Here is an 18149-nt window from a genome sequence, read left to right on the forward strand (position 1 = left end):
TGTCCATGTGGCTTCTGTCCGTCGCTTTGCTTCCGTTTACCCTGCGAAACAAAAGGCGCACCCGTCTGCAGAACGGGCGCGCCCAGAAAGCGGGGGCGGGAGGGGAGCCCCCGAAGCGGGAGAGTCGTCTATTCGATGCCGCAGGCATGTTTCGCCGCGATGCGCGCGAAGGCGCCGCTACGGCCGCAGTTGATGCCCGTGAACTCGCTGGGGTAGTTGTGGGGGTAGAAGCCGCCCTGGTCGTTACCACAAACGTACAGGCCGGGGATGGGATCGCCATTGTCATCGAGCGCGCGGCTGTCGGTGTCGGTCACGATGCCGTGAAGGGTCACCAGGAAGTTGCCCGACGTGCGGATGGCGTAGAACGGGGCCGTGTCCACGGTGCTGCAGCGGAAGGCCTCTTTGCCGAAGTCGGTATCACCCTCGGTCATCATCTTGTTGTAGCGCTCCACGGTTGCCAGGAAGGTCTTCTGGTCATCGGCGTCGGGGAACATGGTCTTGGCCAGCTCTTCCAGCGTGTCGCACTTCTTCAGATTGCCCTCTTCCAGACGAGGGGCCATCCAGAAGCTCTCCAGATGCTCGCGCGTGAGGGGCTGGAGATCGTAGACGTCGGCGTTGAACGCGCCGCCATTGGGGGCGGGCGTCAGGCGGCTGCAGCCGCAGGTGTCGAAGCGCTGAATGTCTTCCCAGTACGTGCCGTCGAATACTTGCCAGGTGAAGCCCTTGGGCTGACGCGTGCCCATGGCGTAGATCTCGGGGTACGTGCTGTCCTCGTTCATGATGCGCTCGCCACGCACGTTTACGCGCAGGAAGGGCTGGCTGGCGGGCAGGTACAGCGGGTTGCCCAGTTCGGGGCCGACTTCCTCGTTGTCGGTTACCACGCCGCGGTTCCAGACCATGGCGCCGCCGCCTTCTTCCAGGTGAGCGCCCGCCCACAGGGCCATGCGAATGCCGTCGCCCTCTTCGGTGGTGGCGGCGGTGCTGGTGCAGTAGTTGTACGCATCGGGGCACAGATCCTGCAGCATTTCCTTGTTGGCGCCATAGCCACCGGTGCATACGATGACGCCCTTGGCTGCGTTGTACTGCTTGTACTTGTTGTTATTGTCCTTGGCAATAACGCCGGTCACGGCGCCGCTGGAATCCTGGACCAGCTGCTGAGCGGGGGTGTTGAACTCGATTTTACCGCCCGCTTCCAGGAAGAGGTCGCGCATGACCTTCAGGTGGGTATAGGCGCCCAGCTGCGGGCCTTCGGGCATGTATTCGCCCATCACGGGGTTGGTGCACATGGGCGGGTAGTAGCAGTCCTCGCCTTCGGGGGCGTGGAATTCGAAGGGGAAGGACATGCCCTTGGGGGCTTCCAGGTCTTCGAGCCAATCCATGAACTCGCCCGACTTGTCCATCCACGTCTTGTACAGCGCCATGTTCACGTCGCCCGACTGCACCTTCTTGGCATGATTCATCAGCTTGGCATGGTCGATTTCATGGCCGACGGAATGGCGGGAGCCAATGGCGCCTACGGCTTCGCGCGCCATGGCCACGTCGCCGCCCTTTTCGAGCACGATGACGTTGAAGCCCTTTTCCTGGGCCGTCATGGCGCCCATGAGGCCGGCGTTGCCAGCGCCCACGACCACCAGGTCGCAATCGATGGTTTCGGAGATATCGGTGATGGGCTCCGGCTTGGTGCGCCAATCGGTTTCTGCCGCTGCTGCGGGCTTTTCGCTTGCGGACTTGGGGCTCGAACAGCCGGCGAGCGCGCCTGCACCCAGCGCTCCGGCAGCGGTGAGGCCGCCGAATTTGAATAGGTCGCGTCGACTAATAGAAGAACTCATGTTCCCTCCTCGTGTCACGCCCACTCCCATTATGTGGGCATCCAACGAGGCCACCATAGGGCGGCGCTGCGGGACGCACATCGCCGAAAGAACGGGAAATGCGCTCTCCCCGAAAACAGGGGAGAGCTTTTGAACTGGGGATATTCAATGCGCGTTCGTTTGTTTGCCAGGGCGCTTTTACGGGAGATATCCCTCTGCGGAAGATGCCGGCGTCGTGGCGGAATGTCGTTTGGCGGACCCTGCGGGCGCTGGCGAGAACCCCTCGCAAAGAGCCAATTGCGGAAATGATATGCGCGACTTTCTTTTTGCGCTGCATGTGATACTATATTCGGGCTGCAAGGCAGCATAACGGGATGTGGCTCAGCTTGGTAGAGCGCTGCGTTCGGGACGCAGAGGCCGCTGGTTCAAATCCAGTCATCCCGACCAAGAACGCGAAGGGGATGTTCCCGTATGGGGCATCCCCTTCTTCCGAACGAGGGGAAACTCATCGGAGCCAACATGTGGGAGGCAGTATGAAATTCGGTGGTCTCGGTCCAGTCGAACTTATCATCATCCTCGTCGTGGTCCTGCTGATTTTCGGACCCAAGAACCTGCCAAAGCTCGGTAGCGCCATTGGTCGCACCGTGAAGAATCTCCGCAAGGGCATGGGCGATTCGGAAAAGGGCGAAAACCTCGACGAAACGGAATCCAGCGAAGAATCCGAAGGCGATTCCGAAAAGAAATCCAAGTAACTGTAGGAATTGGGGCCGCGTTGCTAAGTCGCGGCCCTAGTAAATGGCAAGCAAAGGATAGAATCATGGCAGATCAGAGTCCCGTTCTCACCGAAGAAGGCAAGCGCAAGCTCGAAGAGGAGCTGCATTACCTGGAAAACGAGAAGCGCGCCGAGATTGGCGAGCGCATCAAGGTTGCCCGTGAATTCGGTGATATCTCCGAGAACTCCGAGTACGACGACGCCAAGAACGAGCAGGGCCTCATGGAGGCTCGCATCGCCGAGATCAACAGCATCCTGTCCGATGCCACGATCGTTGCCGGTGGCGCCCGCAAGGGTTATGTCAGCATCGGTTCCACCGTCACGGTGGAAATGAACGGTTCCGAGCGCGTGTTCAGCATCGTGGGTGCCGCCGAAGCCGACGTTCGCAAGAACAAGATCAGCAACGAATCTCCCGTGGGCTCTGCGCTGCTGGGCGGCAAGAAGGGCGACCACATCACGGTTACCGGCCCCACGGGCCGCGTGAGCGAAATGACGATCGTCAAGGTTGAAGCCTAATGGCCGATCAGAATGCTCCCATCATCGAGGACGATCCTCGGCAGGTGCGCCTGAACAAGCGTGAGGCGCTCATTGCCGCAGGCTCGAACCCGTATGGCTCCGAAGCCATCGAAATCACCCATCTTACGGGCGAACTGGCGAAGCAGTACGCCGAACTGGAAAACGGTGCATCCACCGAAGACCGCGTGCGCGTAGCTGGCCGCATCATGGCCCGCCGCGTGCAGGGCAAGATCGCCTTCCTGGTTCTGCGCGACCGCGAGGGCGACGTTCAGCTGTTCTGCCGCATCAACGAGCTTGGCGAGGAATCGTTCGAGGCCCTGAAGGACCTCGACGTAGGCGACTGGCTGGTTGCCGAGGGCTGCGTGCTGCGCACCAAGCGCGGCGAGCTTTCCGTTGCCATCGACACGTGGAAGCTGCAGAGCAAGTCCATCCGCCCTCTGCCGGAAAAGTTCCATGGCCTTACCGACAAGGAAACGCGCTATCGTCAGCGCTATGTCGACATGGTTATGAACCCCGCTTCCAAGTCGGTCTTCGTGAAGCGCTCGCGCATCATCAGCGCCATTCGCCGCTTCATGGAAGAGCAGGGCTATCTGGAAGTCGAAACGCCCATTCTGCAGGAAACGCTGGGCGGCGCCAACGCCAAGCCCTTCACCACGCACTTCAACGCGCTCGACCAGGAATGCTATCTGCGCATTGCCACCGAGCTGCATTTGAAGCGCCTGCTGGTTGGCGGCATGGACCGCGTGTTCGAGATTGGCCGCCAGTTCCGCAACGAGGGCATGGACCTCACGCATAACCCTGAATTCACCAGTATGGAAGCCTACTGCGCGTTCAACGATGTCGAGGGCATGAAGCGCCTTTCGGAAGGTGTCTTCCGCGCTGCCAACGCCGCCGTGAACAGCAGCGACACCATTACGTATCAGGGCCAGACGATTGAACTGGGCGGTACGTGGCGCTCCGTTGCCATGTCCGATCTGGTAAGCGAGCATGTGGGCGAGGAAGTCTCGCTTGACACGCCCGTCGAGCACCTGCGCGAAATCCTCGACGCCAACCATCTGGAATGGCAGAGCGACTGGGGCGCTGGCAAGCTCATCTTCACGCTGTACGACGAGCTGTGCGAATCGGAAATCGTGAACCCGACGTTCGTCTGCGATTACCCGGTTGAAGTAAGCCCGCTGGCCAAGCGCAAGCCTTCCGACCCGCGTCTTACCGACCGCTTCGAGCTGGTTATTGCTGGTCATGAATATGCCAACGCGTTTAGCGAGCTGAACGACCCCGTCGACCAGGAATCTCGCTTCGCCGCCCAGGTGGAAGCCAAGAAGCACGGCGACGACGAGGCCATGGAATACGATGCCGACTACATTCGCGCCCTGGAATACGGCATGCCGCCTGCTGGCGGCGTGGGCTACGGCATCGACCGCATGATCATGCTGCTGTGCGACCAGGCGTCCATCCGCGACGTGCTGCTGTTCCCGCACATGCGTCCCGAGTCCAAGCAGGAAAAGCAGGGCGAAGCCGGTGATCAGGAAGCTGCTCCGGCTCCCGCTGCCGAAGCTGCCGCCGAAGAGGCTCCTGCGGCTGCTGGGGTCGAGCTTTCCGGTGCTGCTGCGGAAGCTGCGAATACGCCTGCTCCTCAGCCGGGCGAAAAGCTGGAGGCTGGCATTTCTCGCGATGCCGCGCTCGAGCTGCTGAAGGCACACAACCAGGACGAATATCACATCCTGCACGGTCTGCAGCTGGAAGGCCTCATGCGTTACTACGCGCGTCAGTTCGATTCGGAAAATGAAGAGTTCTGGGGCATCGTGGGCATGCTGCACGACCTCGACTGGGAAGAGTTCCCCACCGAGGAAGATCACACTGTGCGTGCCGCCGAAATGCTTGCCGAAGCTGGCGTGGCGCCTGTGGTTGCCCGTGCTATCCAGACGCACAACTCCGATGTGAATGCGGCACTTCCCACGCCGGAACACCAGATGGAGCGCGTGTTGTGCGCCGTGGACGAGCTGTCTGGCCTCATCAATGCATGCGTGAAGCTGCGTCCGTCGCATTCGGTGACCGACATGAACCTGAAGTCGCTGAAGAAGAAGTACAAGACGGCAAGCTTCGCCGCCGGCTGCGACCGCGAAGTTATCGCCCGCGGTGCGGAATACATGGGCATGGAGCTTTCCGACCTGTTTACGAGCATTTTGGACGCCGAAAAGGCGCTTGTCGAAGAGGGTAACCCCGCATTTGAATAAGTGCTCGTAACTTTACTTGCCTGTGACCCCCGTTCGTTTGAGCGGGGGTCGCTTTGTTTTTGCGAGGTGTGCTACGTATTGCCTATTTGCGTATCAATGTGGTCGACATCGCTTCCCCTTGTGCGTTACCATAGCGGGCCAAGGAGGTCCTCTCCCTAAGGGGAGAGAAGAAGAGACGGGGAAGTAGTGGATGGCGCTAGCCGCCTGCGCTGTTGCGTGTGGCGTGCGGGGCGGTGTCCGCGTATGGAATCATGCAGCAGACGCTTGAGGGTATAAGGCGGCGTATAGAGTCCGTGGATCGGCTGCGGGCGCAGTCGGGTGGCGTATTGCGCCTTCGCGAGATTGCCGCGCTGCTCTGCCTGCGCCAGCACGGAGGCATGACGCCTGGTGATGCGGCGCGTGCGTTGGGGCTTTCCGCTGCGTCGGCGACCAGGTGCATTTCTCGGCTCGAGCAGTTTGGGCTCGTGCAGGGCAGAACGCATGCCAGCGATTTGCGCAAGGTGGTCTATCGACTCACCAATCGTGGCGAGAACGTGGCGTTCGAGTGCGTTCGTGCATGCGGGCCCGTGTTCGAAAATCTAGTCGTGCGTCAGTATGCTGCGTTCAATTACGCCGTTCGTGAGGCGGGAAAGACTGCCGGCGGGACGCTGGGGCCTACGGCTGGATGGGTGCTTGTGGCGTTGTGCGCTTCCGATTGCCCGCAGCCGGTGAAAGCCATTCAGCGCGGTACGGCGCTTGCGCAGTCGCGCGTGTCCATGTCGCTTGCCACGCTCCGCAAGCGGGGGCTCGTGGAATTGCGCGGGGAATGCATCGACGCACGTCAGAACATGTATTCCCTTACCGACCTTGGTCGTGAAACTGCTGCCGTGATGCTTGCCGCTCTTGTTCGGACAAACTGAGTTGCATCAAGAATGAAAAAGGTTTCGCTGTTTGAAACCGCCTCGAAAACGTCCCGATTCGCATCTCCGTATACTTTTCCGCAGCGAACGGGAAACCGTTCAAAGACGAGAATCGGCCGCTCGGCCAAAGGGAGAGGGAGAGGCATATGGGAGAGAACTGTACCCGTCGAAGCTTCATAAAGCGTGCGGGTGCCACGGCAGTGGGCGCCGCCATGCTTGGGTCGCTGACCGCATGTGGCAACAGCGGGATGATGAATCTCACGGCGGATTCCAGCGTTGCTGAGAATTCGACCGCGGAGGGCAACGAGTTCTACTGCACGTGCGGTTGGAGCTGCTCGTTCTGCCAGTACCGCATCTTCACGCGTGAGGGCAATGTGGCGCATATGCTGCCGAAGCCCGATTTTGACTACGTGACCTGCCTGAAGGGTAGGAGCCGCATCCAGCGTACGTATAGCGACGCTCGCGTGCAGTACCCGATGAAGCGCGTTGAGGGCACGGCCCGTGGCGCAGGCGAATGGGAGCGCATCACTTGGGATGAGGCCATCAGCGAGATTTCCAAGAAGTGGCTGGAAGTCGAGGAGAAGTACGGCCCGCTCGCCAACAGCTACTATCAGGGTGGCGGCGGCTTCCAGGGCAGTCTGAATGGCAACGCCGGGATGATCATGCGTCTATTCAACGCAACGGGCTGCACGAAGTGGGACTACTCGTTCGACAACGCCACCAATACCGGCCTTACCCGCGGCGGCATTCAGTGGTTCGACCAGAATGAGCCCAAGGACTTCGTGAACTCCGATTACATCCTGTTCTTTGGCGGTAATCCCATCAATGCCCAAATCCAGATGAGCAAGCACCTGTTCGATGCTCAGGAAGCGGGCGCGAAGATCGTCGTTGTCGACCCGCATTTCAGCCCCACGGCAGCCAAGGCCGACAAGTGGATTCCCGTGAAGCCCGGCTGCGATGCTGCGCTTTACCTGGGTATCATCAAGAGGTTCATGGACGAGGGCACCTACAAGGCCGACTTCGTGCTGAACCATACGTGCGCACCGTACCTGATTAAGAAGTCGGATGGCATGTACCTGCGTGGTGGCGAGTACCAGAACGAGCCGCTGCATGTGGGCCCTCCGTTCTGGGTAACGGGTCTTCCCACCGAAATCGACCCCATCATGGTGTGGGACGAGAAGGAAGGCAAGCCTGCATGCTTCGATACGTGCCAGAACCCCGCATGGAGCTGCCCCGACGAGAACTACATTACCGCCTGGGATATGTTCAAGGACCATGTGCAGGAATGGACGCTCGACAAGGTCATGGAAGTCACGGGAATTTCCGAAGAGGATTTCGACTTCCTGTACAACGTGCTGCAGCCTGAAAACAAGGTGGCGCATTACATCAACTTCGGCACCGGTGCGTATGAGAATGGCCTGCAGGCGGCCTATGCCATGACGGCCATGATCGCCATGACGGGCAACTTCGGCGAGCCCGGCCGCTCGGTGGGTGGCTTTGACTGCATGTACGGCAACTTCTTCGGCCATGCCCTTACCGCTCCCTCCAACGGCAAGATGTGCAAGGCCGTTACCTGGCTGGCCGCATGCGACATCGTGAGCACGGGCAAGCTGCAGGGCGAGGATTATCCCGTTAAGACGCTGTGGGTATCGCATGGTGGCCTGATTGGCGGTTCGGTAAATTCGGGTCGCAACAAGCGCGAGATGCTCGACAAGATGGAAATGATCGTCGTTCAGGATCCGTTCCTCACCGACACCGCCCGCTATGCCGACTACGTGCTTCCCGTGTGCGATATGTACGAGTTCGAGGATGTCATTCCGCTGAACCACGAGCGCAACGTGCGCATTACCGAAAAGTGCATCGAGCCCATGTACGAGGCGAAGACCGACAGCGAAATCGCCCGCCTGTTTGGCGAGGCGTTGGGCTTGGCCGACGCGGTCTGCGACGTTACCGACGACGATTGGTGGAAGGGCACGTTCGACGATGTCCCCGCTGCTGTGGAGCATGGCATCACGCTTGACACGCTGCGCAAGAACAAGCTCATGCGCTACGTGGACGAAGAGCCCTACATTGGCAATCGCGACTACAAGAACTTCATCACCGAAACCGGCCGCCTGATGTTCTACGTCGATAACCCCACGCCACGCACGCCTTCGAACTTCGACGTGGCCGCCGTGACCGAGCGCGAGAAGATGCCCACGTACTTCGAGAACAAGATTTCCGGCGAGAACAGCGAATACGCCGAAGAGTTCCCGCTTGTGTGCATGAGCTGGCGTAATCCCAGCCGCGTTCACATGACGCACTTCATGAAGGACTGGGCTCGCGATGTCATGCCCACGCCCACGCTGTTCGTGAATCCCGAGGATGCCGAGAAGTATGGCGTTGAAGAGGGCCAGGACCTGCTGATTACTTCGACGGTGGGCCAGTGCGTCATGCAGTGTGCGCTCCATCCCGGCATTCGTCCCGGCAGCACCGTGTACTACAAGGGCTATTCCGAAACGGAAAGCAAGCTTGGCAGCCAGGGCGCCATCACGACCGACTATGCGGACGCCTACGCGGTGAACTGCTCGTTCTTCGATAACCGCATCAAGATCGAGCCGTGGAAGAACTAAGGGAGAGTGCAATCATGACGCAATACGCTATTGCCGTAGACAAGAAGCGCTGCATTGGCTGCTGGAGCTGCAGCGTTGCATGCAAGCTGGAAAACAACCTGCCCGATCAGGTGTGGTGGAACACCATCATCACTGATGGCGGCGGCGCGATGAACACTCCCGTTGGCACGTATGGCAACTGCTCGCTTACGTACACTCCGTTCCATTGCATGCATTGCTCGAGGCCCGCATGCATGGGCGCGTGTCCCACGGGTGCCACGGCCAAGGATTCGAAGACCGGCATCGTCACCATCGATACGGAAAAGTGCATCGGATGCCAGAGCTGCATCGAGGCGTGCCCGTACAATGGCGTGCGCACCTTTGTGGAGCAGGATCCCGTTCCTGCCCTTGATTGGCCGGTGGGCAGCGTGGATGCGCCCGAGCACAAGAAGACGACGGTCGAGAAGTGCTGGATGTGCTATCACCGCGTGAGCAAGGGCGACGTCCCCGCCTGCGTCGAGGGCTGCCCCGCCAGGGCGCGCATCTTCGGCGATGTGGACGACCCGAACTCCGAGATTTCCCAGCTCATTGCCAAGCGCGGCGACACCGTGCTGCTGGAAGAGGCTGGTACCGGGCCGAACGTGTATTATCTGTCGTAGGCAGAATCGCATTTTTCTCGAGCCCGGCGGATTCCCTCCTCCTGCTGGGCTCTTGCCAGAACAGGGGCGTGCTGCTTCCCGGCGCACGCCCTTCTTTCGCGAAAGGAAGAACATGGCTACTAACTTGGGAAACATGTTCAAATTATTTTCCGTGGCGTTTCAACCGCCTACGGTCGAGCTCGCCGAGTTGCTGCAGTCGGGCGCCTTGGCGGCCGATATGCGTCAGACTTGGTTGGCGTTGGAACTGCCCGAGGAGGCCGTCGACGCGTTTGCCCAGGGGCTCGCGGAATACGAAGGCGCGGATGCGCAGGAGACGCTGCATGCGATTCGTCAGGATTGGTCTCATCTATACCTGGGGAATCCTCCGCTCGTGTCGAATAGCGAGGGCGTTTGGCGCAAGAAGTCCGAGGGTCGCAGCGATGTGGCGCGCATGATCAATTCCTACTCGGTGCAGGTTGCCGATTTCATGCGCGAGTGCGGCGTGCGCCGCAAGGAAAAGTTCAACGACTGCATCGACTACATCGAAGAGGAGTGCGACTTTTGCTCCTTTCTGGCCGACGAGCCGCAATACCTTATCGACCTTGGCCGCGATCCGCTTGCATTGCTTCAGTCGTTTGTCGATGAGCATCTGGCGAAATGGGCGCCCGGCTTTTGCGCCGATGTGCAGGTTAACGCTCGATCGTCGTATTACCGGGCACTTGCCACGCTCATGGCGCGCTTCGTGGAAGCGTTCTAGGCTCGGGGCGATTCATGGCGGGCGGCGATAGGTCGGTACGCATATCGGTTGCCGTTGACGAGGGGCATTGCGTTCACGCGCATAGCGTGTGGGCCATCTGCGCTCGTTGTGTCAACGCATGTCCGGGCGGAGCCATATCGCTACCCCAAGGCGCGAAGGCGCCCGTGGTGGACGAGCAACGCTGCGTAAGCTGCGGGCAGTGCCTATCGGCATGCTCGCTCGGTGCGTTTTCCTCGCCCGAGTTTTCGGAACGACGTTTGCTCGAGCGCATTGAGAAGGAGGGCTCCATTCGTTTGCGTTGCTTCTTGCCCTATGGCGAGCTGGAGTCTCTGGCGCAGGATGGGGGTTCCTACCATGTCTGCACGTGCCTTGCCGCATTGAGTCCGGGTGTTCTTTACCAGATGGCTACCGAGCGCTCGTGCGAGCTGGTTACCGACCGCTGTCGCGAATGCGTGTTGTTCGCTAAGGTCGAAGCGGGCATGCGGCGCAACTTCGAAGATGCGCGCGCCCTGCTTTCCGATTGCGGCCGTGCTCATCATCTATGGGAGTCGAGCCCCTTGTTCCTGCCCAAGCGCGTGAATGATTCTGATTCGAACGAGGTGGATGACGATGCTACGGTCTGCGCTCCTGCACCCAATGTGCGTGCCGTCTTCCATTCCATTTTCGTGTCCGTGCGCGACAATCCTCCCGTGAAGCGTAAGCCCCTTCCGCTGCGCGCCCTTCGGAAACATGTCCCAGAATGGCGCGCCAGCTTGGGCGAGGTGTGGAACATGACGAGTCATGTCAGTCACGATGGGGCGTATCTCTGGCCCGTTCACGTGGTGGATAGGAATAGGTGCCGGGCGTGCGGCATGTGCATGCAGCTTTGCCCAACGGGCACCATCGCCCATGGGTTTGGCGATGGGCGGTTCCGCTATTCCTTCACTCCGGGTAATTGTGCCGAATGCGGCCTATGCTTTATGTCCTGCCCCGTGGCGGCCATTAGTCGCGAGCGCGCAACGAACGCAGCGCCGTTTGACGAGGTGGAATGCTTCGAATGCGAGGCGGAGCCATGTCCGCGTTGCGGTCTGCCGAATTTTGCGTCGCGGGGTGAACCCGTATGCCGTCTTTGTCAGAAGCGGCTGGGTACGTAGCGCTGCGTCAATGCGATAATGCTAGCTGGCGATAACGCGGGAGGGGCGGGAAGCATGCAGGGCGATGAAATATTGTTCGATCCCAGATTTATGTACGTGGTTCAGCGCATGAGCGCAACCACCGATTTGGCATGCCTCCAGGTAACCGCTCTATCGCTGGGCGAATACGCCATGCTGATTCGCGTCGCGGAAGCGGGAGAGGGGCTGTTACTGCATGATTTGGAACGTGAGTTCGGGTTCGTGAAGACGCCGCAGTACCTCATCTCTATTCTTGAGGAAAAGGAGCTTGTGCGCAGGGTGCGCAGTCGTTCCGACAAGCGCGCTTTTGCGTGTGAGGTTACCTCGAAGGGCCGGGCGCGCATCGCGCTTGTCGACGAGGCTATCGCGGTTTCTCTCGTGGGGTCCAATCCCGATTTATGCGAAGAGGATCTGGGCGCCCTCATCGACCAGTTCCAGGCAATTGCGCGTTTCGATGCAAGTCGCCATCCAACCACCATGTTCCCTTCGGTGGCCCTTGTCGCGCTGTTCAAGTATCGCCAGCTTTTCGAGCGTGCGTGTTCGGTTGCTGGCATTCTGCCGCTTCAAATGGCATTGCTTTGCATCCTATCGTCGCGTGATATTGCGCACGACTTATCATCGTTGTCCACCAAGACGGCGCTGTTCGATTTTGCCATCGAATTTCAGCTTAAAGCGATGATGCGCAAGGGGCTGGTTTTGTACGAAGATGGCTACCTTGTCACGAGCCGTGGAATCGAGCGCATGAACGACCTGGTAGTACAGTTCTCGGAAGGTCTGGGGCGCGATTTTGCGCAGTGTGATCCCGACGTGCAAGACGCGTATCGAAACCTTGTCGGATACATGCTCTACCTGTTCGAGTAGGTTGTGCCGTGGCGTCTTCTTCCATGGATTTCCAGCGTGAGCACCCCTTCGCGCTTCGCGTGCGGTCAAAGGCCGTGCTGTGCAGCGTGCTTTCCGAGGTGTTTGGCTATCCCTCCGTGGAGTGCGCGGAGAATCTTGCCTCGTTTGATGCCGTGGACCAATGCCGCGAGCTTGCTCACGCGGCGCGTCTCGACCTTGAGGATACGCTTGGACTGGCGGGGCTTTCCGCCGAGTGGTTCGATTCCCATTGCGTGCCTGGCGAAGTCGACACGAAGCTTTCCCCTGGGCGTCAGCTACGCGCAGAGTGTACGCGCCTCTTTTGGAGCTATCCGCGACTCGTTCGCCTCGAGGGGCGTCACTGGGCGAAGTCCGACAGGCGTGGCGAGGTTGTTGCCGTGCGGGAATGCTATCGCGAGCTGGGCTTGCGTAATCAGGAGGGCGTGAATGCCCCCGTTGACGTGCTTGCGAGCGAGCTTGATTACGCGGGGTACGTCTTGCGTGCGGAAGCCGATGCGTGGGATGGGGAAGACTCCCTGAGTGCGCTCGAGTGGCATAAGTTGTACGTGAGCTTCGTGGATGCGCATCTGCGCCCCTGCGCCATGGGTGTCGCCACGGGAACGTTCGAGCATGCGCGCAATGCACATGTGCGGTTTTACGCGGCGTTGCTCATGTCCGTCGTTGCGGAAGCGTAGGCGGTAACGGAATGCACGCGCGTATGTCCCGCGTGATGAATTAAGATAGTGGGTTGGAATTACGCCCCCGGAGTGGGGCTTTGCAGGGACATGGGAATGGGAACGTATGTGGTTTGAGCTTCTGCTGGCAACGCTGCTGTGCGCGTGCGTGCTGTACGTGCCGGGCTTTTTCTTTGCGCGCGCATTGCGTATGCGCCGCTTCGACGCGGTGGCTGTGGCGCCGCTGTTTTCGGTGGCTCTGCTCGTGGCCGAGGGCATCGTTGCCCACAAGGCCGGCGTGGCCATGCCCGCGTACGTGCTTCCCCTGGTCGCATTGGGTATATGCCTGGCATGCTTCGTTGTTTCCCGCGTGGTTGTTCGGCCCACGGCGCCTCGTGGCGCGCATGTATGGCCTAGCCCGGAAGCCGAGTCCGTTTCCGCTCGTTGCTGCCAAGACGTGGGCAAGCAGGTCCTGCTCTACGTTGGCGTTGCCCTGTTTGTTACCGTAATCGTTTTCCTTACCGCCATCGACGGCCCCGATTCGTTCTCGCGCAGCGACGACACCGCTTTTCACATTGCGGTGATCCGCGGCTTCCTGGATTCGGGCAGCTATTCCATTTTGAACTGCTCGTCGTTTCTCGACCATGGCATTGCGGGCGGCTATTACCCGGGCGCCTGGTATGTTGTTGCGGCGGTTGTGGCCTCGGTGTTCGGCGATAGCGTATCGCTGGCGAACAACGCCACCATCATCGTTTCGATGGTCTTGGTATTTCCGCTGGTCATGTTGTTCTTCTTCCGCCAGTTCTTCCCGGGGAACACGCGTCTTGCGTACGCAGGCGCGCTCGTGACTCCGGCGTTCTGCGGATTCCCTTGGGGCTTTCTGGTCTTCGGGCAGTTGTTCGGCAATCTGCTCTCTTGGATATTCGTGATGGTTGCGCTGGTGTTCCTGGCGCGAGCTATCGACGCCAAGGGCGCGGGCGTCCGTGCCCGATGGATCGTCTGCCTGGTCATTGCCTTGCCGGTCATTGCGGCGGCGCAGCCCAATGGCGTATTCACGTTCGGCATCATTGCCGTGGCGTATACGGCGTGGCGCATCTTCTTCGAGCCCAATGCCGAGCATGCTACGTTTTCCCGCGCGCGCATCCTGGGCGTGGTAGGCCTGGTGGTTGCGGCGTGCGTAGTGTGGGTAGGGTTTTATTTCGCACCTCCTCTGCAAGCGGTGGTCGAATACGAAACGCCTGCCACGCTTTCGCTTGCCGAGGGCATTGCTTCGGGGCTCACGTTCATGTTCAGCACGCATGGCGGTATTCAGCCGTTTTTGAGCGTGGTTGTTCTCTTGGGCATCATCCGCACGTGCCGTAAGGGGCATCGCCGTTACCTGTGGATGACGGCGGCATTCGCATGCGCCATGCTCATCTATTTTGTTGACGTGGGCACCGATTGGCCCATCAAGCACCTGCTAGCGGGCTTCTGGTATTCCGACTACCGTCGCACGGGCGCCATGGCTGCTCTGTTTGCCATTCCGCTTGCTGCTATGGGCCTACAGTGGCTCATTGACGCCTGCCTTGCCCTGGCGCGTCGTTTGCACGGCGGGAACAAGCTCGGTACCGTGGGCGTGCGTGTGGTTGCGAGTGCGGTTGTCGTCGTTATGCTCGTGTGCCAATTCGCCCCGTTACACGTGTACTTCAGCGAGAAGCGCGACATTCGCATGGGTCTCATGACGGTACGTAATCAACTGACTACGAATTATTCGTGGCAGATTGGCTTTACGGCCGAGGAAGACGCCTTCGTGCAGCAGGTGAAGGACATCGTGCCCGAAGGCGCGCTCGTGGTGAACCTGCCCAACGATGGCAGTTGCTGGAGCTACGGCGTCGAGGGGCTCGACACGTATTGGCGTCGCTGCGTGAAGAACGGCGTGGGCTCGTCCGACCAGGACAAGCTGCTGCGCTTGCACATGAAGGAGCTTTCGACTTCGGAAGACGTGCAGCAGGCGGTGTCCGACTTGAACATTCAATACGTGCTCCTGCTCGATTACGCGGGGGCCGATAATCGCACGATGGTCGAAAAGCGCTACGAGGGGAAAGACTGGGTTGGCATCGAGGAAATCACCGATGACACGCCTGGGTTCACCGTCGTCCTGAGCGAGGGCGACATGCGTCTGTACGCCATCGACCGTTCGTATGTGGCAGAGTAGAAGGGGATAGCCGTGAGGATTGCGGTTGCTGGAACGGGCTATGTGGGCCTGTCGTTGGCGGTGCTGTTGTCTCAGCGCAACCACGTGGATGCGGTGGACGTTATTCCGCGCAAGGTGGAACTGCTGAGCCAGGGCGTGTCGCCCATTCGCGACGAGGAAATCGAGCGCTACCTTGTGGAGGCCGAGCTCGACCTGCATCCCACGCTCGACGGCGCCCAGGCGTATCGTACGGCCGACTTGGTGATTGTTGCCGCGCCCACTGACTACGATTCCCAGGCGAACACGTTTGACACAAGCCATGTGGAAGAGGTCATCGACCTGGTTCTTTCGGTGAATCCCGCCGTGCCCATCGTGATTAAGTCCACCATTCCCGTGGGGTACACGCAGCCGCTATTGGAGCAGCATCCTCAGGCGAACATCCTCTTTTCGCCTGAATTCCTGCGCGAGGGACATGCGCTCTACGACAACTTGCATCCCAGCCGCATTATTGTGGGCGTGCCCACGTGCGCGCACGAGGCGGCTCTGCGCCAGCATGCGGAAATGTTTGCCGCCTTGCTGCAGGAGGGCAGTCTCGACGAGGAAACGCCACAGCGCATCATGAGCGCCACCGAGGCCGAGGCCGTGAAGCTCTTCGCGAATACGTACTTAGCCTTGCGCGTGGCGTATTTCAACGAGCTCGACACCTATGCGGAGACGCGCGGGCTCGATAGCAAGCAGATCATCGATGCCGTGGGGCTTGATCCGCGCATTGGCACGCATTACAACAATCCGTCGTTCGGCTATGGCGGCTACTGCCTGCCGAAGGACTCCAAGCAGCTGCTGGCAAACTATGCTGATGTGCCGCAGGACATCATTGCGGCCATCGTTCAGGCCAATCGCACGCGCAAGGACTTTATTGCCGACCGCGTATTGCAGGCCGCGGGGTGGTCGGCTGAATCGGCGTCGCAGGTCACGGTGGGTATTTATCGCCTTACCATGAAAACGGGCTCCGACAATTTCCGCGCGTCGTCGATCCAGGGCGTCATGAAGCGCGTGAAGGCGAAGGGCGCGCGTGTCATCGTGTACGAACCCACGCTGGAGGCTGATGCGTTCTTCGGGAGCCCCGTCGTGCGTGACCTGGAAGAATTCAAGCGTGAGAGCGACGTCATTGCCGCGAATCGCATGACGGCGGAACTCGATGACGTGCGCGGCAAGGTTTACACGCGCGATCTGTACGGCCAGGGCTAGCGCATGGTGGAAAACGTGCTCATATCCATTCTCATTCCCGTCTACAACGCGGAACGCTATCTGGAACGATGTCTTGATAGCGTGCTTGCGCAAACGTACGGGTCGTTCGAGATCGTGGCCATCGACGATGGCTCTTCCGATGGCTCGCCGGCCATTCTGGACGCGTATGCCCAACGCGAACCCAAACGCGTGCGCGTGGAGCATCGGGCGAACGCTGGTGCGGCCGAGGCGCGCAATCGCGCCATCGAGCTCGCGCGGGGCGAATACGTGGCGTTCCTGGATAACGACGATTGGCTCGACCCCGATTTTCTGGAGCAGCTGGCATCTCATGTGGGCGAAGGCGCCGACATTGTGTTTGGCGGATACCGTCGCCCGCATGCCGACGGTTCGGTGGCCAGCGAAATCGTGCCGCATCCGGGTGAGGAATGGGCGCCCTTCGCGGTGCTTGCCGCATGGGCGAAGCTCTACCGTAGGGAATTCCTGCTGGCGAATGACCTGAGCTTCCTTTCTGCGAACATCTACGAGGACCTGTATTTCTCGATTCCGGCCATCTATGCCGCGCAGCGTACGGAAGTGGTTCCGTACTGCGGCTACAACTGGTTCATGAACCCGGAGAGCGTGTCCAATACCAGCCAGCGGACCTCCGAAGGGTTGGAATTCGACCGCGCCATGAGCGCCCTGGTCGATCGCGTGGGCGTGGATGCGTCGGGTAGGCAAGACGCCTTGTTCGTGCATGCTATGGTGCGCTTGGGCGTGTTCTCGCTGTTTCTCACGCGCGACGGCGATGGTCCGGAATTGGCTGCGGAGCGCACGGTTCTGTTGCGCGCGTGGCTCGATGCCCACGTGCCCACGTGGCGCTCTGACCTCTACGCCCGCATGGGCAGGCCGCGAGGCGATAGCCGTGGAGCACGTATTGCCACCTGGTTGTTTGTTTGTCATCCGCGCCTGTTTGCCGCGGCATTGCGCCTGAAATAGCCTACAGGTCGTTGGCGGCTTCCCCGCGCGCGTACACGCATGCGATGGCGTGTGCGATGGGTGCGGGCCAGAAGCGCTTTAACATGGCTAGGTCTTCTGCCGTGCGCGTGGAATCGCCGATGAGAGACGTAGTAGTAGAAGCTTCGTGAATGCGATGGAGCATGAGGGGCTGAGGGTCGTACAGGAATGCGCCCTCCATGCGTGAAAGGCGTTCCCAGGTATCCCAGTCGACGTTGCTCTTCATGCCCGCGTGAAACGGCGGGGTGGGGCAGTTTGTCGCATTGAACGTGACCGCGGGGCAGCAGATAGCATTTCCCCAGGCCAGCGCGTGACGACGCGCATGTGTGCTGCGCGCCTTGCTGGGCTTGGCGAGCGGTGCGAGCAGGCGGCGCTTCACGCGGGGCAGCGTGCCATCGCTCACCGTTTCACCGTTGCGGATTTCGGCGTAGTCGCTGAAGAAGATGAGCCCATCGCTGGCGCTATTGAGCATGGCGCGTGCGTGCGTGGCGTATTCAGGTAGGTAGACGTCGTCTTGGTGCGCAATGGTCACGTAGTCGGCGGTCGCCTGCTCATACGCATAGTTCCAATCGGCACCAATGCCTCGCCCCTCGGCGTTTACGTGCAGGGGCAGCCCGTGCCTGCACGCGATGTCTTCCAGCCATTCGCTGGGTGTGGACGTGGCGATGAATACCTCGTCGGCTACGGTTTCCTGAAGCTCGATCGAAGCAATGCATTCTTCCAGATAGGGGCTTTGTCCATAGGCGCAAATCGCAAATGCGTGTGTGGACATGTCATTTCCTCCCTCATATCTTCAGAACGCTGTCGTATAGTTACGCCAAAGGGAACTGGGACAGC

General features: G+C 60.1%; 15 protein-coding genes and 1 tRNA gene. 14 read left to right on the forward strand and 2 right to left on the reverse strand.

What is annotated here, in order from left to right:
- Positions 1-128 precede the first annotated feature (128 nt).
- Complete coding sequence (locus tag AAY81_RS01210) at positions 129-1829, reverse strand: FAD-dependent oxidoreductase (RefSeq protein ID WP_066660417.1); 1701 nt, start codon at positions 1827-1829, stop codon at positions 129-131.
- A gap of 349 nt (positions 1830-2178) precedes the next feature.
- Here AAY81_RS01210 and AAY81_RS01220 point away from each other — a divergent pair.
- The 14 genes from AAY81_RS01220 to AAY81_RS01285 all read left to right on the forward strand — a co-directional run bounded on the left by AAY81_RS01220 (position 2179) and on the right by AAY81_RS01285 (position 17294).
- A tRNA-Pro gene (locus AAY81_RS01220) sits at positions 2179-2255 on the forward strand.
- A gap of 86 nt (positions 2256-2341) precedes the next feature.
- A complete protein-coding gene (gene tatA / locus AAY81_RS01225; protein WP_066660423.1) occupies positions 2342-2560 on the forward strand; it encodes a twin-arginine translocase TatA/TatE family subunit in 219 nt (72 codons plus the stop codon).
- 65 nt (positions 2561-2625) lie between these two features.
- Positions 2626-3096, forward strand: coding sequence for a transcription elongation factor GreA (gene greA, locus AAY81_RS01230; protein ID WP_066660425.1), 471 nt, complete (start codon positions 2626-2628; stop codon positions 3094-3096).
- Positions 3096-5330, forward strand: coding sequence for a lysine--tRNA ligase (lysS, locus tag AAY81_RS01235; protein WP_066660429.1), 2235 nt, complete (start codon positions 3096-3098; stop codon positions 5328-5330). The genes greA and lysS overlap by 1 nt, the downstream gene beginning before the upstream one ends.
- Positions 5331-5623: 293 nt before the next feature.
- Entirely contained in the window at positions 5624-6229 is a 606-nt protein-coding gene (locus AAY81_RS01240) for a MarR family transcriptional regulator (RefSeq protein ID WP_066660432.1), read from the forward strand.
- A gap of 146 nt (positions 6230-6375) precedes the next feature.
- Positions 6376-8841, forward strand: a complete 2466-nt coding sequence (locus tag AAY81_RS01245; RefSeq protein WP_066660435.1) for a molybdopterin-containing oxidoreductase family protein — start codon at positions 6376-6378, stop codon at positions 8839-8841.
- A 14-nt stretch (positions 8842-8855) separates the two neighbouring features.
- Positions 8856-9479 carry a 4Fe-4S dicluster domain-containing protein gene (locus AAY81_RS01250; RefSeq protein ID WP_066660437.1) on the forward strand — a complete coding sequence of 208 codons (624 nt, stop codon included), beginning with the start codon at positions 8856-8858 and terminating at the stop codon, positions 9477-9479.
- 112 nt (positions 9480-9591) lie between these two features.
- Positions 9592-10215: a TorD/DmsD family molecular chaperone gene (locus AAY81_RS01255; protein WP_066660441.1), complete on the forward strand. Its 624-nt coding sequence runs from the start codon at positions 9592-9594 to the stop codon at positions 10213-10215.
- Positions 10216-10229: 14 nt separating this feature from the next.
- Positions 10230-11348 carry a 4Fe-4S dicluster domain-containing protein gene (locus AAY81_RS01260; RefSeq protein ID WP_074777328.1) on the forward strand — a complete coding sequence of 373 codons (1119 nt, stop codon included), beginning with the start codon at positions 10230-10232 and terminating at the stop codon, positions 11346-11348.
- 90 nt (positions 11349-11438) lie between these two features.
- Positions 11439-12227 carry a MarR family winged helix-turn-helix transcriptional regulator gene (locus AAY81_RS01265; protein ID WP_169815775.1) on the forward strand — a complete coding sequence of 263 codons (789 nt, stop codon included), beginning with the start codon at positions 11439-11441 and terminating at the stop codon, positions 12225-12227.
- A gap of 8 nt (positions 12228-12235) precedes the next feature.
- The gene (locus AAY81_RS01270; protein WP_074777324.1) at positions 12236-12919 is read left to right on the forward strand and encodes a molecular chaperone TorD family protein; all 684 of its coding nucleotides are present in this window, start codon (positions 12236-12238) and stop codon (positions 12917-12919) included.
- A gap of 106 nt (positions 12920-13025) precedes the next feature.
- Positions 13026-15092 (forward strand): DUF6541 family protein, encoded by a 2067-nt coding sequence (locus AAY81_RS01275; protein ID WP_066660450.1) that lies wholly within the window; start codon positions 13026-13028, stop codon positions 15090-15092.
- A 12-nt stretch (positions 15093-15104) separates the two neighbouring features.
- The gene (locus tag AAY81_RS01280; RefSeq protein WP_066660453.1) at positions 15105-16319 is read left to right on the forward strand and encodes a nucleotide sugar dehydrogenase; all 1215 of its coding nucleotides are present in this window, start codon (positions 15105-15107) and stop codon (positions 16317-16319) included.
- A gap of 3 nt (positions 16320-16322) precedes the next feature.
- Complete coding sequence (locus tag AAY81_RS01285; protein WP_066660456.1) at positions 16323-17294, forward strand: glycosyltransferase family 2 protein; 972 nt, start codon at positions 16323-16325, stop codon at positions 17292-17294.
- 1 nt (position 17295) lies between these two features.
- On the opposite strand, the gene AAY81_RS01290 is transcribed toward AAY81_RS01285, so the two are convergent.
- A complete protein-coding gene (locus AAY81_RS01290; RefSeq protein ID WP_066660459.1) occupies positions 17296-18084 on the reverse strand; it encodes a glycosyltransferase in 789 nt (262 codons plus the stop codon).
- Positions 18085-18149: the final 65 nt, after the last annotated feature.

It is taken from the genome of Denitrobacterium detoxificans, assembly GCF_001643775.1.
GTDB lineage: Bacteria > Actinomycetota > Coriobacteriia > Coriobacteriales > Eggerthellaceae > Denitrobacterium > Denitrobacterium detoxificans.

Bases quoted from the DNA above. Each gene is read 5' to 3' on its own strand.
- AAY81_RS01210 (WP_066660417.1), bottom strand. From the start codon at position 1,829: ATGAGTTCTTCTATTAGTCGACGCGACCTATTCAAATTCGGCGGCCTC.
- tatA (WP_066660423.1), top strand. From the start codon at position 2,342: ATGAAATTCGGTGGTCTCGGTCCAGTCGAACTTATCATCATCCTCGTC.
- greA (WP_066660425.1), top strand. From the start codon at position 2,626: ATGGCAGATCAGAGTCCCGTTCTCACCGAAGAAGGCAAGCGCAAGCTC.
- lysS (WP_066660429.1), top strand. From the start codon at position 3,096: ATGGCCGATCAGAATGCTCCCATCATCGAGGACGATCCTCGGCAGGTG.
- AAY81_RS01245 (WP_066660435.1), top strand. From the start codon at position 6,376: ATGGGAGAGAACTGTACCCGTCGAAGCTTCATAAAGCGTGCGGGTGCC.
- AAY81_RS01250 (WP_066660437.1), top strand. From the start codon at position 8,856: ATGACGCAATACGCTATTGCCGTAGACAAGAAGCGCTGCATTGGCTGC.
- AAY81_RS01255 (WP_066660441.1), top strand. From the start codon at position 9,592: ATGGCTACTAACTTGGGAAACATGTTCAAATTATTTTCCGTGGCGTTT.
- AAY81_RS01260 (WP_074777328.1), top strand. From the start codon at position 10,230: ATGGCGGGCGGCGATAGGTCGGTACGCATATCGGTTGCCGTTGACGAG.
- AAY81_RS01265 (WP_169815775.1), top strand. From the start codon at position 11,439: ATGTACGTGGTTCAGCGCATGAGCGCAACCACCGATTTGGCATGCCTC.
- AAY81_RS01275 (WP_066660450.1), top strand. From the start codon at position 13,026: ATGTGGTTTGAGCTTCTGCTGGCAACGCTGCTGTGCGCGTGCGTGCTG.
- AAY81_RS01285 (WP_066660456.1), top strand. From the start codon at position 16,323: ATGGTGGAAAACGTGCTCATATCCATTCTCATTCCCGTCTACAACGCG.
- AAY81_RS01290 (WP_066660459.1), bottom strand. From the start codon at position 18,084: ATGTCCACACACGCATTTGCGATTTGCGCCTATGGACAAAGCCCCTAT.